The organism is Mycobacterium leprae TN, from assembly GCF_000195855.1.
Lineage (GTDB): Bacteria > Actinomycetota > Actinomycetes > Mycobacteriales > Mycobacteriaceae > Mycobacterium > Mycobacterium leprae.
This window is the reverse complement of sequence record NC_002677.1, coordinates 2,620,580-2,635,759: the sequence shown is the minus strand read 5'-3', so window position 1 is coordinate 2,635,759 and position 15,180 is coordinate 2,620,580. Positions and strand designations below refer to the sequence as shown.

Annotated in this window: 12 protein-coding genes and 2 pseudogenes; 7 read left to right on the top strand and 7 right to left on the bottom strand. The window is 57.5% G+C overall.

All coding sequences use genetic code 11. From position 1 onward, the window contains the following. Positions 1-82 precede the first annotated feature (82 nt). Entirely contained in the window at positions 83-244 is a 162-nt protein-coding gene (locus ML_RS11335) for a hypothetical protein (RefSeq protein ID WP_156511851.1), read from the top strand. A 325-nt stretch (positions 245-569) separates the two neighbouring features. Here ML_RS11335 and ML_RS18165 read toward each other — a convergent pair. Continuing rightward, a pseudogene (locus ML_RS18165) lies at positions 570-985 on the bottom strand (transglutaminase-like domain-containing protein); the annotation flags it as partial. Between the two features lie 48 nt (positions 986-1,033). Between ML_RS18165 and ML_RS16665 the strand changes: the two are divergent. Then, positions 1,034-1,265: pseudogene (locus ML_RS16665) on the top strand (hypothetical protein); the annotation flags it as partial. A gap of 553 nt (positions 1,266-1,818) precedes the next feature. Here ML_RS16665 and ML_RS19550 read toward each other — a convergent pair. Continuing rightward, positions 1,819-2,298, bottom strand: coding sequence for a D-alanyl-D-alanine carboxypeptidase (locus ML_RS19550; protein ID WP_145985212.1), 480 nt, complete (start codon positions 2,296-2,298; stop codon positions 1,819-1,821). Positions 2,299-3,981: 1,683 nt separating this feature from the next. Further along, entirely contained in the window at positions 3,982-4,107 is a 126-nt protein-coding gene (locus tag ML_RS19545) for a Dyp-type peroxidase domain-containing protein (RefSeq protein ID WP_368730488.1), read from the bottom strand. Between the two features lie 303 nt (positions 4,108-4,410). On the opposite strand from ML_RS19545, the gene ML_RS11320 reads away from it, so the two are divergent. The 3 genes from ML_RS11320 (at position 4,411) to ML_RS11310 (ending at position 9,893) form a co-directional block, all read left to right on the top strand. Further along, on the top strand, positions 4,411-5,691 hold the full coding sequence (locus ML_RS11320; RefSeq protein ID WP_162618338.1) for a M18 family aminopeptidase: 1,281 nt from the start codon (positions 4,411-4,413) through the stop codon (positions 5,689-5,691). 851 nt (positions 5,692-6,542) lie between these two features. After that, a complete protein-coding gene (gene purL, locus ML_RS11315) occupies positions 6,543-8,807 on the top strand; it encodes a phosphoribosylformylglycinamidine synthase subunit PurL (protein WP_010908771.1) in 2,265 nt (754 codons plus the stop codon). Between the two features lie 132 nt (positions 8,808-8,939). Then, positions 8,940-9,893, top strand: a complete 954-nt coding sequence (locus ML_RS11310; protein WP_010908770.1) for a phosphodiesterase — start codon at positions 8,940-8,942, stop codon at positions 9,891-9,893. Here the strand turns inward: ML_RS11310 and ML_RS11305 are convergent. From ML_RS11305 to ML_RS16655, 4 genes are all read right to left on the bottom strand, one after another. Then, the gene (locus tag ML_RS11305) at positions 9,808-11,436 is read right to left on the bottom strand and encodes a stealth family protein (RefSeq protein ID WP_010908769.1); all 1,629 of its coding nucleotides are present in this window, start codon (positions 11,434-11,436) and stop codon (positions 9,808-9,810) included. The genes ML_RS11310 and ML_RS11305 overlap by 86 nt on opposite strands. Positions 11,437-12,181: 745 nt before the next feature. After that, positions 12,182-12,343, bottom strand: a complete 162-nt coding sequence (locus ML_RS19540; protein ID WP_414085566.1) for a hypothetical protein — start codon at positions 12,341-12,343, stop codon at positions 12,182-12,184. 50 nt (positions 12,344-12,393) lie between these two features. Further along, the gene (locus ML_RS17570; protein ID WP_269147026.1) at positions 12,394-12,597 is read right to left on the bottom strand and encodes an MCE family protein; all 204 of its coding nucleotides are present in this window, start codon (positions 12,595-12,597) and stop codon (positions 12,394-12,396) included. Between the two features lies 1 nt (position 12,598). Further along, positions 12,599-12,781, bottom strand: coding sequence for an Mce/MlaD family protein (locus ML_RS16655; RefSeq protein ID WP_231846620.1), 183 nt, complete (start codon positions 12,779-12,781; stop codon positions 12,599-12,601). Positions 12,782-13,067: 286 nt separating this feature from the next. On the opposite strand from ML_RS16655, the gene ML_RS11295 reads away from it, so the two are divergent. Together ML_RS11295 and purF are read left to right on the top strand one after the other, a co-directional pair. Beyond that, positions 13,068-13,463, top strand: a complete 396-nt coding sequence (locus tag ML_RS11295) for a sterol carrier family protein (RefSeq protein ID WP_010908768.1) — start codon at positions 13,068-13,070, stop codon at positions 13,461-13,463. Positions 13,464-13,597: 134 nt separating this feature from the next. Further along, positions 13,598-15,145 (top strand): amidophosphoribosyltransferase, encoded by a 1,548-nt coding sequence (gene purF / locus ML_RS11290; protein ID WP_041323246.1) that lies wholly within the window; start codon positions 13,598-13,600, stop codon positions 15,143-15,145. The last annotated feature ends 35 nt before the right edge of the window (positions 15,146-15,180 follow it).

Sequence of the window (15,180 nt, the reverse complement as noted above, 5' to 3'; positions counted from 1 at the left end):
AGGGGTTCCGTGCACGATTGTATTGACTTCGCGGTTATGGTTTTTCACGTATCGGCGAGATGCGCTAGTCGGTCGCTGTCAGTTGCGGGACAGAAGCATATGGGACAACTCGAGTCGCGAATATGTTGCTGGATTAGCGGGAGGCCTTAAGCTGCATATGCAGCTGCCAGGCATGGGCATTGGCGACAAAGAAGAATTCGCCATTGCTCTGGGCGCGGACATACTGCTGCCCGCGGGGGTGTAGGTCATTCTCGACCAGTTCAGCAGACAGCTACTTACCCACTAGTTCACTCATGGGAATTATGCTGACGTCGGTGCTTTGGCTGATTTTTGTGGTGTTGAGGTAGGGGCATCGAAGAATCTGTCGAGAATTCGCTGAGTGATGCGCACTCACACCACGGAGGTGCGTGCAATCAATTTGAGTGGCTAGTATTCTTTTTTATAGTGAATCATCGTCAGCTATATTAGCTACTAATCGTGTTATGCTTTAACGCCTCTACGCTCGAGGGAGCGGCTCTACTCATACCACTGCGCCACTTTGCGGGGTAGTCAGCGTAGCTGTTGTTCTAGCGCACGATGGGTCTGTCGACCGTCGGAATATCGATGGCTTCGTCGAATTCCTGCCGGTATGGCTTGCCGAGGTGAACGGCGGTTGGTGCGTCAATGGTGGTGTCCAGCTTCACCCAATCAATTCTTGCCCAGATAAGCTTTGCTCAGCGAGTGCCACGTCAGCGGCCGGACATTACCTCACCAAACGGGCCCTGATCTCCGGAGAAGGAAACTTCTTATCCGGGGAGCGCAGCGTCTGAAACGCGATGCGGGCGGGAACTTCTGCGGCGCGGGACAGCACGACAAACCAACTTGCCTTACCCATGCAAAAAGTGACATCATGCTCGATCACGTCGCTGGCGCGACAATTGCCCTGGGCGAGGTACCGAAACGACGCGAGGAGGTCATAGGGCAGGTCGCGAACGTAGTAGTAGAAGAAATCGGCGCTGTCGTTATCGAAGCCAACGTATGCACGAGTTGAGTGCGCATGGCGGTCGATGTCGATCCGGGCCATCTGCTCGTCATCACATCGGTCTGCCCGGGAGTCATCGAGCTGCTGCACATGGCCACTATCGCCGCAGCCGGACAGGTACCCATCGATCGGTTGTGACACGCCGTGCTGCGCGTTACCAGCCATCAGTGAGTTGCGGTTGAGACTTTTTGAATCCTATCATGATTCGTCTTGTGTCATCCATCGTCTTGTGTCATCCATCTAGGATGGGTGTTTCGGTCGGCAGCCAGCTGAAGAAGTGCTCATGGGAAGCTTGGATCGATTCCACCGTGACTTCGATTCCGCTGCTAAACCGCACAATCGGAGGGCTTGTGATGCTTTGCAGCGCTTACTGGTAGGTCCATCGATGCGTAGAAGTTTCTGATGGTTGAGACGCATGGGTAATCGAAAATCGTATCAGCCCAATATTATAACGGCGACTCGTTGATCACGATAATATGTACAAAATGGTGTCTGCTGGACTGACCCGGTTTTGCTGGTGATCGGTTGTTGTTGCCACGGAGTGAATTTTAGTGATCGCCTGAAACACGTGATAAAATAGGAACTCCATTGATTTACCGTTCTGTATGTAAGACTGCCCGTATTGCTGTTGGATGCTGAGATCTTCGTAGTGTGTTGCCCAAGTGCGTTGTTCACTGCCAAAAACTGTATCCTGTGCGGTTGTAAGCGATCTCCTGCGGAGACATAATCGTGTTATGCGCATCGGCATAGGTCTCGCAGAGACTCAAAGTCTGTTTACGGGTCTCAGTAGAGATCGGTTAGCCATTGCAAACGGCTCGGCCGCCCCGACTGCCTGTATAACCGACAGGTCTAACCAATGCTGTAGCGGCTTCAACCAATTGCTTGAACCAACCAAATATCAATATTAGGGATACATCTTTGTATGCACGCCCCATCCCACGTCTGGAAGGTAGCAAGCATCGCGCTAGGATCCGAGCCGGCGTGAGTGTGCCGCTGCGGTTGACGACCGGCAGCAAGTCGATTAGACAGCTTAGCTGTCGGTGATTTGAGTTGGCGGCGATGTTGAGCATCTGACTCAAGGGGTGTTTGGTGGTGAGCCGGTTTCTGGTGGACAAACCACTGGTGCCACGCAAAGACGTGTCGGTGAAGTCGGTACCGAAGTTCAGAGCAGTCTCGAGAACGGTCTTGTCAGCGCTGGCAAAATTTTGCTGGTGATGTGTCGTTGCGGTGACCTCACGATTTACTGCCTCAGCCAGCAAGCCATCGGACGCGTTCATTAGTTCATTAGAGTGCGTAGCCGTTCCATTAAGGGCGGTGACTACCAACGAAGTTAATCGCGTCCTACCGTCACCGTCGCGGTAAGGACTACAGCCAGCAGGGTCTAGTCCCACTGCGTCGGCGAGTGTGCGGTAGGCATCCAGTGCTAGCGTGTGGGAACGAGCTAAGTCAGCAGTGGCAGTGTTGGGCCTGTGCACTATCGAGTATAACTGAATTCGATTAGGTGCGATGTAACCTCGTCGATATCGGCGAGGTCCCAGCTGGGAGCCATTTCGGCGTTGGAGAACTGCGACGTGTCCACCTGTATCGAGGTCGGGGGTGAAGCCGCTGCGACGAACCCGCTGGGCTAGGTTGCCGGTGTGTGCTGCGTCGGCAAGCTAACTTTGCTGATCAGGTGGTGCCGCCGAGAAGGCTGGAATCACCTCCACCGATTAACATGATCAGTCCTGGCCTGCTGACTCGGGCGGGGATAACGATACGTGTGAAGAGCTGAGCATCGCGATCGAGCGTGAGCAGTGCCTGCGATCAGCAGCTTAGTGGTTGATGTGGGCTGTATCGGTGCCCGCTCGTCTTGCGTCCACAAAGAGCCGCCCGGTCATCGCGTGGCCACTTGGCCTGTCAAGTGCCTAATTCAGGGTCTGATAACAGGGGCGCCAGTGTGGCAGCGCGTCGACCGAGCCAGGGGCAGTCAACGCTCCGTCGGGGCTTACCAGAGTTGGCTTGGACCCTCCCTGCACTAGGGTATGGCAGTACGCCAATACTGCCGCCGCCGTAGCCGCTATCAGACCGGTCATCAGGCCTTTGCAGATCAGACCGATCAAGTGTTGGGGATCGGTTGACCAACTGAGTCCCACCGAGGCTATGACAGTCTAGCCCTATGCGGTATCTCGCATATATCCATGGCTAACAACCTCTATGTCTTGCGTCTGTACGTGTCACCGACCGACACAGATTTTGGTTTTGGTCGTGACGGGGTGGTCAAGCACGGAATCTGGCTATGCGACTATTTCGCTAAACCGGTTATAGTGTGATAGCCAATGTATATAACTGCTTTTAAGCAGGGTTAAGGAAGCACAATTATTGCCTGCAATGGACGTGGAAAGGTTCATTTGATCCGTAAACCTGATCAGGCATTTGCGCTACTTTAGCGCCGTCACCGAGCAAATGCTACTTTGGTCGCGCTGCCGACGCTTTGGGAGTGGACTCAGCCACCGGTTTCTCCGGGAGTGCGACGGCTGGAGTAGACGTTGGTTCTGTAACTATTCGAGCGCAAGCCCACCGGCGTCGTGGTGACCGACCATGGAGCTGTCCTTACTCTCGCACGCTTGCCTCGTTATCGGGTACACTGACCGGTTGTTCGAAGAAGCCGCTCGGCTAAGTGAGCCTACTGCGTCAGCTGCGAATTGGCTTCACGTCATTGTTGAGCTCGATGTCTTCCAGCTTGTTGCGGCAGATCACCGGTTATTGTATTGGTGACTGACAGGGACTCCCACGACCGTATGTCGTGAACTTAACTTCTGCGCGTTAACGTAGCATGAGCTGGCGAAGTCGGGATCTTCTTCGCCGATCGCGCTGGTGCTGATAACGATTGCATCGTAGGGGTTTTCGGTGCAGTCGACAAAAAACAACAGGTAGATTTTGTCCAAGAATTGGAAGCTGTGTACCGTTGTCTACAATGGTGACTACACTTGCCATTGACTTTCAGTTACGTGGCAGGCCAGCTCCAAACATACGTCCATCGTATCGGCACGAACGTCAAACAACATGTCTCCGTATGTCGCTGAGCAGGTGTGCTGTAGTCTGGCCAGTTCTGGACGAGTGGATGCAGTTCTGTGGGCCTAGAGCCGCCAAACAGTCGATTCCAGGCGTCAGAACAGATTCGGAGTCACCAGTGATAAGTGGTTGGTAGCTTCGCGGAAGCTATTACGCAGATTAATCCGGACCGTTCAGACAGCGTGTCGTGCACAGTTGCCTCGCCGCTAATGTCGATGGTGACTCCAAGGAAGATCGCGGTAGACGTCACCGGCGCAAGTATGGATTGCAGCTGAAACGGAGTTACTATGCCGACCCTTGCGTCGACCACGTCGTCACCGACAGCCATGATGTTGGGCATGCCGGCTAGCGCTGCAGACCTCTGCGAATTCATCAACGCGTCCCCCTCGCCGTTTCATGTCTGCGCTACCGTGGCCGGTCGGCTACTCGACGCCGGTTACGCCGAACTCAGTGAGGTCGAGCGTTGGCCGGACCATCCGGGCCGATACTTCATCGTCCGCGCTGGCTCTCTGGTCGCTTGGAGTGCGGGTCAGGGCGTCAAGGCACACGCCCCGTTTCGCATAGTGGGTGCGCATACCGACAGCCCGAATTTGCGAGTAAAGCAGCATCCGGACCTGCTGGTCGCCGGCTGGCGGGTGGTCGCATTGCAGCCCTATGGGGGAGCTTGGCTCAACTCCTGGCTGGATCGCGATCTGGGTGTCAGTGGGCGGTTATCGGTGCGCTCAGCGGGTAAAGGTTCCGAGATCACCGATCGGCTTGTTCGGATAGACGATCCGATTCTGCGGGTGCCGCAGTTGGCCATCCATTTAGCCGAGGATCGCAAGTCGCTCACCTTGGATCCGCAGCGTCATGTAAACGCGGTATGGGGTGTCGGCGACAAAGCTGGGTCGTTGTTGGAGTACGTTGCTGAGCGCACCGGAGTGGCTGTGGCCGACGTGTTGGCTGTCGACTTGATGACGCATGATCTGGTCCCGTCGATGGTGATCGGTGCCGATGCCAACCTGCTCAGTGCACCCCGGCTGGATAACCAGGTCAGCTGCTATGCGGGCATGGAGGCTTTACTGGCCTCGGTGCCGCACGACTGCCTCCCCGTGTTGGCGCTCTTTGACCATGAGGAAGTGGGTTCGACCTCAGACCGTGGTGCACGGTCAAACCTGCTGAGCACTGTTTTGGAACGTATCGTGCTAGCGGCCGGTGGCGGCCGGGACGACTACCTGCGACGGTTGCCCGCTTCGCTGTTGGTCTCAGCCGATATGGCGCACGCCACCCACCCGAATTACCCGGAGTGTCACGAACCCAGCCATCTCATTGAGGTCAACGCGGGCCCGGTGCTCAAGGTGCACCCGAATCTGCGGTATGCCACCGATGGGCGCACGGCAGCTGCGTTCGAGGTGGCCTGCCAGCAAGCCGGGGTCAGATTGCAGCGTTACGAGCACCGCGCCGACCGGCCGTGTGGTTCGACGATCGGGCCACTGGCTTCGGCTCGGACCGGTATTCCCACCGTCGATGTCGGTGCTGCCCAACTTGCGATGCACTCGGCACGGGAATTGATGGGTGCTCACGACGTGGCTGTCTACTCTGCCGCGCTGCAGGCGTTCTTTTCTGCCGATTTGTTCTAAAGGCATAGGTTCTGCTGATATAGCGCTCAACGTGGAGATGGTCACATTCCAGTGCGGCGATCCAGCGAAGGTAGCCCGTTGGGGTCGTGCACTAACGTGCAGCTGGCCGCACGTTAGACGACGGCGGGCCACTAATTAGAGGCCAAAGAGCGGGCGGCAGCCGTCGAAGCCCTGCACTTGCACTTCGACGGTGTAATGCTGCTGCCAATTGTCGTGGGTCAGTCGGAACCGCAGCTGCTCGGCCAGAGCTTCCTCGTGTGCTACGTTGTTGTCTTGTTAGCCGTTATGGCGCTGAGGTTACTATCTGCGTGCCGAGCCTGGAAAACACGAAATACAATGCAGTAGAATTTATTTCGGAGAATATAGCCTTGGTGTTGCTGGATAGTCTTAATCATGATCCGGACTATACTTTGTGAACGATCGGGATGTCCTTCGTGTTTAGGTCCTGGATGCCGACCGCTTTTCCTTCTATGACAACGGTGAGCGGCAGAGCCCGGCAATCCGGTTTGAACCCGGCCAGTTTCTGTCGAGGTGCGAGAGGGTGTTGAAAGGCACCTCCTCGCCAGGCATTTGCGTCCAGGGATCGAGAAATGGCATCAGTTCAGGGTTGTGCACTTCCTCGGGAAGGTGTCGATCAGCTGTTCACACAGCCTTCGTTAGGTAGCCGTAACTGTAATCGCTAGGTGGTCATCCGCAGGTCGAACAGTTGTCAGTGACGAGATATCGCTCCATTATCTGGACCACGCTGGGCAGTACCACCTGATTTTTGTTGCGGGTCTCCCACGCGAGCTAAGGCGACGGAGAATCTAGACTAGCTGCGTGACTTATCCGGTTTGGGCAGGCTCACACGCGTGATTGACACCGTTGAATATGCTGCTACCACCCCCGACCAGCCGCAACCGTTTGCTGAGCTGGGCCTCAGAGAGGACGAGTACCAGCGAGTTCGCGAAATTCTAGGTCGGCGACCTACGGACACCGAGCTGGCGATGTATTCGGTGATGTGGAGTGAGCACTGTTCGTACAAGTCTTCCAAAGTTCACCTGCGTTACTTCGGTGAAACCACCACCGAGGAGATGCGTACCGGAATGCTGGCCGGTATCGGTGAAAATGCTGGTGTTGTCGACATCGGTGACGGCTGGGCCGTCACTTTCAAGGTAGAATCGCACAACCACCCTTCTTATGTCGAGCCGTACCAGGGGGCCGCAACCGGCGTCGGCGGCATCGTACGTGACATCATGGCGATGGGCGCGCGACCTGTCGCTGTGATGGACCAGCTTCGGTTCGGTGCTGCCGATGCGCTCGATACCCGCCGCGTGCTGGATGGCGTGGTCCGCGGTATTGGCGGCTACGGCAACTCGCTGGGCTTGCCCAACATCGGCGGCGAGACTGTCTTCGACTCGTGCTACGACGGCAATCCTCTGGTGAATGCGTTGTGTGTCGGGGTGTTACGCCAGGAGGATCTTCATTTGGCGTTTGCCTCGGGTGCGGGTAACAAGATCATTCTGTTCGGCGCGTGTACCGGGCTGGACGGTATCGGCGGGGTCTCGGTGTTGGCGTCGGACACCTTCGATGCTGAAGGAGCGCGGAAGAAACTCCCGTCGGTTCAGGTGGGTGACCCCTTTATGGAAAAGGTACTCATCGAGTGCTGTCTGGAATTGTATGCTGGCGGGCTGGTGATCGGCATCCAAGACTTAGGAGGTGCAGGATTATCTTGTGCCACTTCGGAGTTGGCATCAGCTGGGGACGTCGGAATGGCGATTCAACTCGACACCGTCCCGCGCCGCGCGAAGGATATGACGCCCGCCGAGGTGTTCTGCAGCGAATCGCAGGAGCGCATGTGCGCGGTGGTTGCACCGGAGAACGTGGACGCCTTCTTGGCGGTCTGCCGCAAATGGGAGGTGCTGGCCACGGTGATTGGTGAGGTCACCGACGGCGACCGACTACGGATCACCTGGCACGGCGAGACAGTCGTCGACGTGCCACCGCGCACCGTGGCCCATGAGGGACCGGTGTATCAGCGACCCGTCTCCCGCCCCGAATCACAGGAAGCCTTGAACGCGGATTCATCGAAAGGATTGCCGCGACCGGTTAGCGGAGACGAGCTGCGTGCGACTTTGCTTGCACTGCTGGGTAGTCCGCACTTGTGCAGCCGGGCTTTCATCACCGAGCAGTATGATCGGTATGTGCGCGGCAACACCGTCTTGGCCGAGCATGCCGACGCTGGCGTGCTGCGTATCGACGAGTCCACCGGCCGCGGTATTGCGTTGTCGACCGACGCGTCTGGACGCTATACCCGGCTAGATCCCTATGCCGGTGCCCAACTGGCGCTGGCCGAGGCGTACCGCAACGTGGCTGTCACCGGTGCCACCCCGGTCGCGGTGACCAACTGCCTCAACTTCGGTTCACCCGAAGATCCAGGAGTGATGTGGCAGTTCGCGCAGGCTGTGCGGGGGCTGGCTGATGGTTGTGCGGCCCTGAAGATTCCTGTAACCGGCGGCAACGTCAGCTTTTACAATCAAACGGGGGCGGTGGCGATCTTGCCCACGCCGGTGGTTGGGGTGCTCGGCGTCCTGGATAACGTGGCTAGACGTATCCACACGTCCTTAGGCACTGAACCTGGAGAGATTCTGATGTTGCTGGGTGACACCTATGACGAGTTCGACGGGTCCGTCTGGGCGCAAGTGATGGCTGGCCACCTGGGTGGGCTGCCGCCCATGGTGGACTTGGCGCGTGAGAAGCTGCTGGCCGAGGTGCTGAGTTCGGCGTCGCGCGACGAGCTGGTATCGGCAGCTCATGACCTGTCCGAAGGCGGCCTCGCCCAGGCTATCGTGGAATCGGCGTTGGCGGGTGAAACTGGTTGCCGTATAGCGCTTCCCGAAGATGCTGATCCGTTCGTGATGCTCTTTTCCGAATCAGCAGGTCGGGTGCTGGTAGCTGTGCCACGCCCCGAAGAGAGCCGGTTTCGGTCGATGTGCGAGGCGCGAGGTTTGCCAGCTATGCGTATCGGTGTGGTCGATCAGGGTTCGGACTCGATAGAGGTTCGGGGTCAATTCACCGTGTCCCTGGCAGAACTGCGTATGACGTTCGAGGCGGTGCTGCCGCGATTTTTCGGATAAGTTGGGCCGCGAAAAATTGAGGTTAGCGTGGTGGAACGGCTTCAAGTGCCCGTAGTTGCTTGTCGGAGCAAGCTACACTGAATGTTACATTTATGTAAAGCCAATTAATCATGGAAGGGGTTGGCACCTTCGGTGCATAGACTCAGGGCCGCGGAGCATCCGCGGCCGGATTATGTTCTTCTGCACATCAGCGACACGCATCTTATTTCGGACGGCTCTCTCTACGGGGCGGTCGACGCCGACAGCCGGCTCGGCGAACTGCTCGAGCAGTTAAAGCACTCCCAACTGCGTCCCGACGCAATCATCTTTACCGGCGATTTGGCCGATCGGGGCGAGCCAGAGGCATACCGAAAGCTTCGATGCTTGGTTGAGTCGTTCGCTACCGAGCTGGATGCCGAACTCTTCTGGGTGATGGGCAACCATGATAACCGGGTAGCATTACGCACGTTGTTGCTGGATGAGGCGCCCTCCATGGCGCCGTTGGATGGCGTACGCAGGGTCGACGGACTACGGGTCATCACCTTGGATACGTCGGTGCCGGGACGTCATTACGGAGAAATCAGTGCATCGCAATTAGATTGGCTTGCCGACGAGTTGACAACCTCAGCACCGGATGGCACCATCCTGGCCTTACACCATCCGCCGATTCCAAGTGTCTTAGACATGGCCGTAACGGTGGAACTACGCGACCAGGCTTCGCTTGGGCGGGTGCTCAAGGGTAGCGATATTCGTGCCATTTTGGCCGGTCACCTGCATTACTCGACGAATGCCACCTTCGTCGGAATTCCGGTATCAGTCGCCTCGGCGACCTGCTACACTCAAGATCTAACAGTTGTCGCCGGCGGAGCGCGCGGTCGAGATGGTGCTCAGGGCTGCAATCTTGTGCACGTCTACCAAGATACAGTGGTGCACTCTGTTATTCCACTTGGGATCGGAAACATGGTGGGCACCTTTGTTTCTCCTGCGCAGGCGCGACGCGATATCGCCGAAAGCGGGCTGTTTATCGAGCCGTCTGGGCGGGATTCGCTGTTTGCCCATCCTCCAATGGTGCTGACACCGTCGGTGACGCAAAGTCTTGGCGATTGAAGTCCGTGGCGACCTTTTCCCAGGGTGCCGGTATTGGAAAGTAGCGTTCCAGAAAACTGACGACCCGTTCGGCACGCTCCGTTGCGGGGACTTCGGGGAAACTACCGTCGTTGAGGCAGAAAAAGTCGTAGTTGCGACGTTTCCGCAGTTCGGGAAGTAAGTTGAGGCCTGTGTACGAAGTGGTGTCCACGTACAGAACTTTGGCTTTTTCTTGTTGGACAGCGCGTCCAGTTATCAGCGCGTAGTAATGGTAGAGCGAATTGGTAACAGATATATCTGTTCCGGACCGGAACACACTTTCCTGGGTCCGAGCGAATTCTTCCGGGAATTCTTGTTCCATCTCGAACAGCACGCTCTTGCGTAGCGGAACCGTGGTGTGTTCTAGATGACGCGTAATCAGTTGTCCAAATCGCCGTAAGAGGAGTTGGCGGTTAACCCGGGCCGCATTCTCGAAGCCACTGCGCGTTGGATCGTTAGTGCCTAATCCTATACGGGTCTTGGCTTCGATGAACCTGGTCACTCCGCCCGGGGAGAAGAACATGCTTGCTTTGAGTGGGCGACCGAAAAACATGTCGTCATTGGAGTACAGGAAATGCTCGCTGAGGTCGGGTATCCGGTGTAGCTGGCTTTCCACCGCGTGTGAGTTGTAGGTTGGCAATGCCGACCTATCTGAAAAATGGTCCTCCGCGGGGACAATTGTGATCATTGGGTGATCGGCTAACCATGACGGCGGGATCGAATCTGTCGCGATGAAGATGCGCCGGATCCATGGAGCAAACATGTTCACCGACCGCAAGGCGTATTTCAACTCGTCGATCTGTCGGATCCGCGCGTCGGCGTCGTCGCCTTCACCTACTACGTGGTGCGACATTTCGGCTGCCCGACGTGCTCGAAATTCTGGATCACTACCGTCGACCCACGAGAACACCAGATCGATGTCAAACGTGACGTCACTCGCGTGCGGGGTGAACATCCCCTCAATGGTATGCCATTTGTACCCGTAGAGCTTGATGGTAGCCGGTGTTACTTCTTTGCGTGGTAGCACTTTGCGGGTCAGGGAGTTTTCCACCGGGCAGCGGATCAGGGTCTCCTCGAAGGACCAGAACTGCAGTTCGACACCGAACCTCGAACCGAACCGAAATCCTCCCGGTGCAATCCTTCGTCGATACAACCGCACGATGCGTGGATCGATCGACTGCGATAATTGACCTTTGGCCACTAGCACGGGAGAAAGCCCGCGTTCGTCTATTGTTTTGGCGTACATAGGTTCGCTGGCACACGCGGTGACGAGCGCGCGTTCGACCGCGGGGCGCAGTTTGATGTTGATGGCAAGAACGGGCCGGTTTTTGTGGTTGCGGATAAATAGGAAAGGAATATCAGCCCGGTTCAACGCCTTTCGCAGAAAGATCAAATCTTCGATCTGTGCTTCGTGCGGGGTCAAACTGGACTCGAGCCGGGCAACCTTTCCCTGCCGGGTAACAATGATGGGTTCAAGGGTGCGCCGCACGGGCCGATCGTCTTCGCATGAAACAATCTTGCTCATCGAAACACCGCCTTAGTGAAATAGTCTAACCACGGCACCGAGGGAATCTCACAGACCACACATCGGCGCAGGACTAGGTATTCTGGGGATACGCAGGCAACGGGGTCTCGCAATCTATATGGTGCCGGCTGGTCGATATCTCTTGCAAAACAGCAAGGCTTAGTTACCTGCGGGCAACCGTTCGGTTACAACTATGCCATATCAAATTTAGTTTCGAGTGGAAGAATTCTCGCTTCACTATCCTCAGTCTAGCGCAGGGGTATGCGGGACTGTCGTGGCAGTGGGTTGATGTACGCCAGGGCCCATGGTCTGGGTCTTTCGGGGGCGTCCAGATTCAGGCGTTATTGGCTTGTTACGGTTGAATTCGCCGCAGCATAGAAATTTTCACGGGTTGATGGTGTTTGTCACCCAATGGGCGGACCTACACGTATTCGACCGCTAGCGGTGAACCGGGCTCGAAGTGTGTTGTATGGGGCTAAGTTCACGCCGGTGTACGGCACGAGCAGGGGCATGCCAGGGTTCACGGGTGATCCGTTTGCCAACAGCTCGGTTTGCTACTGGAGCCACCCCCGGGCGTTGGTTCGGGGCAGGTTCTCCAGAGAGGTGTACGGGTTAAGCGACCCGGCACTGGCGCCCGAAGCGTTGGCTCCCAGCGCGTAGCTGTTATTGTCGAGCGTGTTGTGCACGCTTGGGCGCGACTTCGGCGAAATTGCGAATGGTGCAAAAATTTCGGGACCATACCATGTTAGGCAGCTGGCTGAAGATGCCCAGATCGAGGGTACCACGCGCCAGGTATGACTCGCTCTGTTCGAATATCTATTCCGCCCATGTTGCCGAATCCGGTAGCCGCTAACAGCACGTCATCCAGATAGCGTTGCTGGTGGTTGATGGTGTGCGCCGTGGTCATTGCCTGGCTAATAGCAACCCACACGTCCGGTGCGGCGTTGGGGTAAATGGTCACCCAGTTCCGCCAGCCGTTGTTTTTTTAGCCTGGTTTTGGGGTAGCTGGAGGTTCACGTCATCGAGGAGCACGTTGCCGTCGATGAGTGTGGCACCGACCTTGTCGCCCAGCCTGCTCGGTGCTTCGGCGGCTGCGTTCAGTGTCAGGTTCAGCTTGACCGGATCAACCTTCTCGATGATTTCCGTTGACGTATCGAACAACCTAATTGATCTCCGTGGTGGTCGACGTCGCGTCAATCACTTGGGGTGGAGTGATGGGTAGCAGCGGTGCGGACTGCGGCGACGTGAACGAAACGTACTTACCACCGAACACGGTGGCTACCTTGATGTTGACCACGAGGTTCCCTGGGATTAGCCCGAGGTTCTTAGGATCCATCTCCAGCATGAATTTGGTCGCCAGGTACCGTCTGGTTCTCTCTCGGAGATGCTGGTCACCCGGCCGATCTCGGCCTTGTGGTAGGTGACTGTATGAATCTGGAGCTATCATCAAACTCGCCCGTGAATCCACTGCCGTCAACTGCGTCTTCAGCGTCACATCCTCACGAAGTCGCAAATAAATGTACGCTCAGCACGATAAATGCTATCATTTTAGTGACACTAGGCCGATGCCCTTGTATGGATTGGGTGCGACCCCAAACAACGACGCATCCATGATGCTGAGACTCTAGGCTATGGCCGTTTGTGATAGAGCCGATCCGGCAAAGACTCGGCAAGCCGTCCTTGCGCTTGCGGACTGGCTGAAGGACAGAACCTTGCCGGCGCCCGACCGGGACGCTGTGGCTACGGCGGTTCGGCTTACTGTGCGCACCCTGGCGACGCTGGCCCCCGGGGCCAGCGTCGAGGTCCGGATCCCGCCGTACGTGGCGGTGCAGTGTGTTTCTGGACCCAGCCACACTCGTGGGACGCCACCCAATGTCGTCGAGACTGATTCGCGGACGTGGCTGCTGGTTGCGACCGGGCTGATGCAGCTAGTGGAGGCGGTGGCGACCGGTGCGCTGCGTATGTCTGGCTCGCGTGCCGGTGACATCGAGGTGTGGATGCCATTAATCAATCTACGCTGTACGTAGTTGGCTAAACTGTGTGTTTGGCTGTCGGGGTAGGTGTCCGGGCACCTAAACACGTGCCACAGATTCGTCGACTGGGCCGTGCTGGCCGTAGACTCCGTTGCGTCACCAACTGCGCCCTAGGGAGCTGCCCAATCGTGACCGTCCAGCAACCCGGGCGGGATTTCAGCTCGCCCCGCGAAGAGTGCGGTGTGTTCGGGGTCTGGGCTCCGGGTGAACTAGTCGCCAAACTCACTTATTTCGGTCTATACGCGTTGCAGCATCGCGGCCAGGAAGCTGCGGGGATCGCTGTCGCTGATGGATCGCAGGTGTTGGTCTTCAAAGACCTTGGCTTAGTTAGTCAAGTGTTCGACGAGCAGACATTGGCGGCGATGGAGGGTCACGTTGCCATCGGTCATTGCCGCTACTCCACCACCGGCGACACCACCTGGGAAAATGCCCAGCCTGTTTTCCGCAACATCGCTGCCGGATCCGGGGTTGCGTTGGGGCACAACGGAAACCTGGTCAACACTGCCGAGCTTGCCGCACGTGCCCGCGACGCGGGGTTGATAGCAAAACGCTGCCCGGCCCCAGCGACAACGGACTCCGACATCCTGGGCGCGCTGTTAGCCCACGGTGCGGCCGACTCGACCCTGGAACAGGCTGCGCTGGAACTGCTGCCGACCGTGCGGGGTGCGTTCTGCCTGACATTCATGGACGAAAACACCCTCTATGCCTGCCGGGACCCGTATGGAGTACGGCCGCTGTCGCTCGGACGACTGGATCGCGGCTGGGTGGTGGCTTCTGAAACGGCGGGGCTCGACATTGTCGGCGCCTCGTTTGTCCGCGACATCGAGCCGGGCGAATTGCTGGCGATCGACGCCGACGGAGTACGGTCCACTCGTTTCGCCAACCCTACGCCCAAGGGTTGTGTTTTTGAGTACGTTTACCTGGCACGGCCCGACAGCACGCTGGCCGGACGGTCGGTGCACGGCACTCGGGTGGAGATCGGTCGTCGACTTGCCCGCGAATGCCCGGTCGAGGCCGACTTGGTGATCGGTGTGCCCGAATCAGGCACTCCCGCCGCAGTGGGATACGCGCAGGAATCCGGCATCTCTTACGGGCAGGGTCTGATGAAGAATGCATATGTTGGACGCACATTCATCCAACCGTCGCAAACCATCCGTCAACTGGGCATCCGGCTGAAGCTCAATCCGCTTAAAGAGGTAATCCGCGGCAAGCGGCTGATTGTTGTCGACGACTCGGTTGTGCGGGGGAACACCCAACGCGCTCTGGTGCGGATGCTGCGCGAGGCCGGTGCCGTCGAGCTGCACGTGCGCATCGCTTCACCACCGGTGAAGTGGCCCTGTTTTTACGGCATCGACTTCCCATCGCCGGCCGAATTGATCGCTAACGTCGTCGCAGACGAGGAGGAGATGCTCGAGGCGGTACGGCAGGGCATCGGTGCCGACACACTGGGCTACATCTCGCTGCGGGGCATGATTGCGGCTTCCGAGCAGCCCGCTTCGCGGCTGTGTTACGCTTGCTTTGACGGTAGGTATCCGATCGAGCTGCCCAGTGAAGCCATGTTAGGCAAAAATGTCATCGAGCACATGCTTGCCAATGCGGCGCGTGGAGCCGGGCTACGCGATCTTGCTGCTGATCAGGTCCCAGTCGATGCGGACGAAAATTGCGTTTGGCGTTGACACGATGTGAGTCCCGGCAGCACGGGGTGCTTGGT

Coding starts and splice junctions, on each gene's coding strand:
- ML_RS19550 (WP_145985212.1), bottom strand. CDS start 2,298: ATGAACGCGTCCGATGGCTTGCTGGCTGAGGCAGTAAATCGTGAGGTC.
- ML_RS11320 (WP_162618338.1), top strand. CDS start 4,411: ATGCCGGCTAGCGCTGCAGACCTCTGCGAATTCATCAACGCGTCCCCC.
- ML_RS11305 (WP_010908769.1), bottom strand. CDS start 11,436: ATGAGCAAGATTGTTTCATGCGAAGACGATCGGCCCGTGCGGCGCACC.
- ML_RS19540 (WP_414085566.1), bottom strand. CDS start 12,343: ATGACCACGGCGCACACCATCAACCACCAGCAACGCTATCTGGATGAC.
- ML_RS16655 (WP_231846620.1), bottom strand. CDS start 12,781: ATGCTGGAGATGGATCCTAAGAACCTCGGGCTAATCCCAGGGAACCTC.
- ML_RS11295 (WP_010908768.1), top strand. CDS start 13,068: ATGGCCGTTTGTGATAGAGCCGATCCGGCAAAGACTCGGCAAGCCGTC.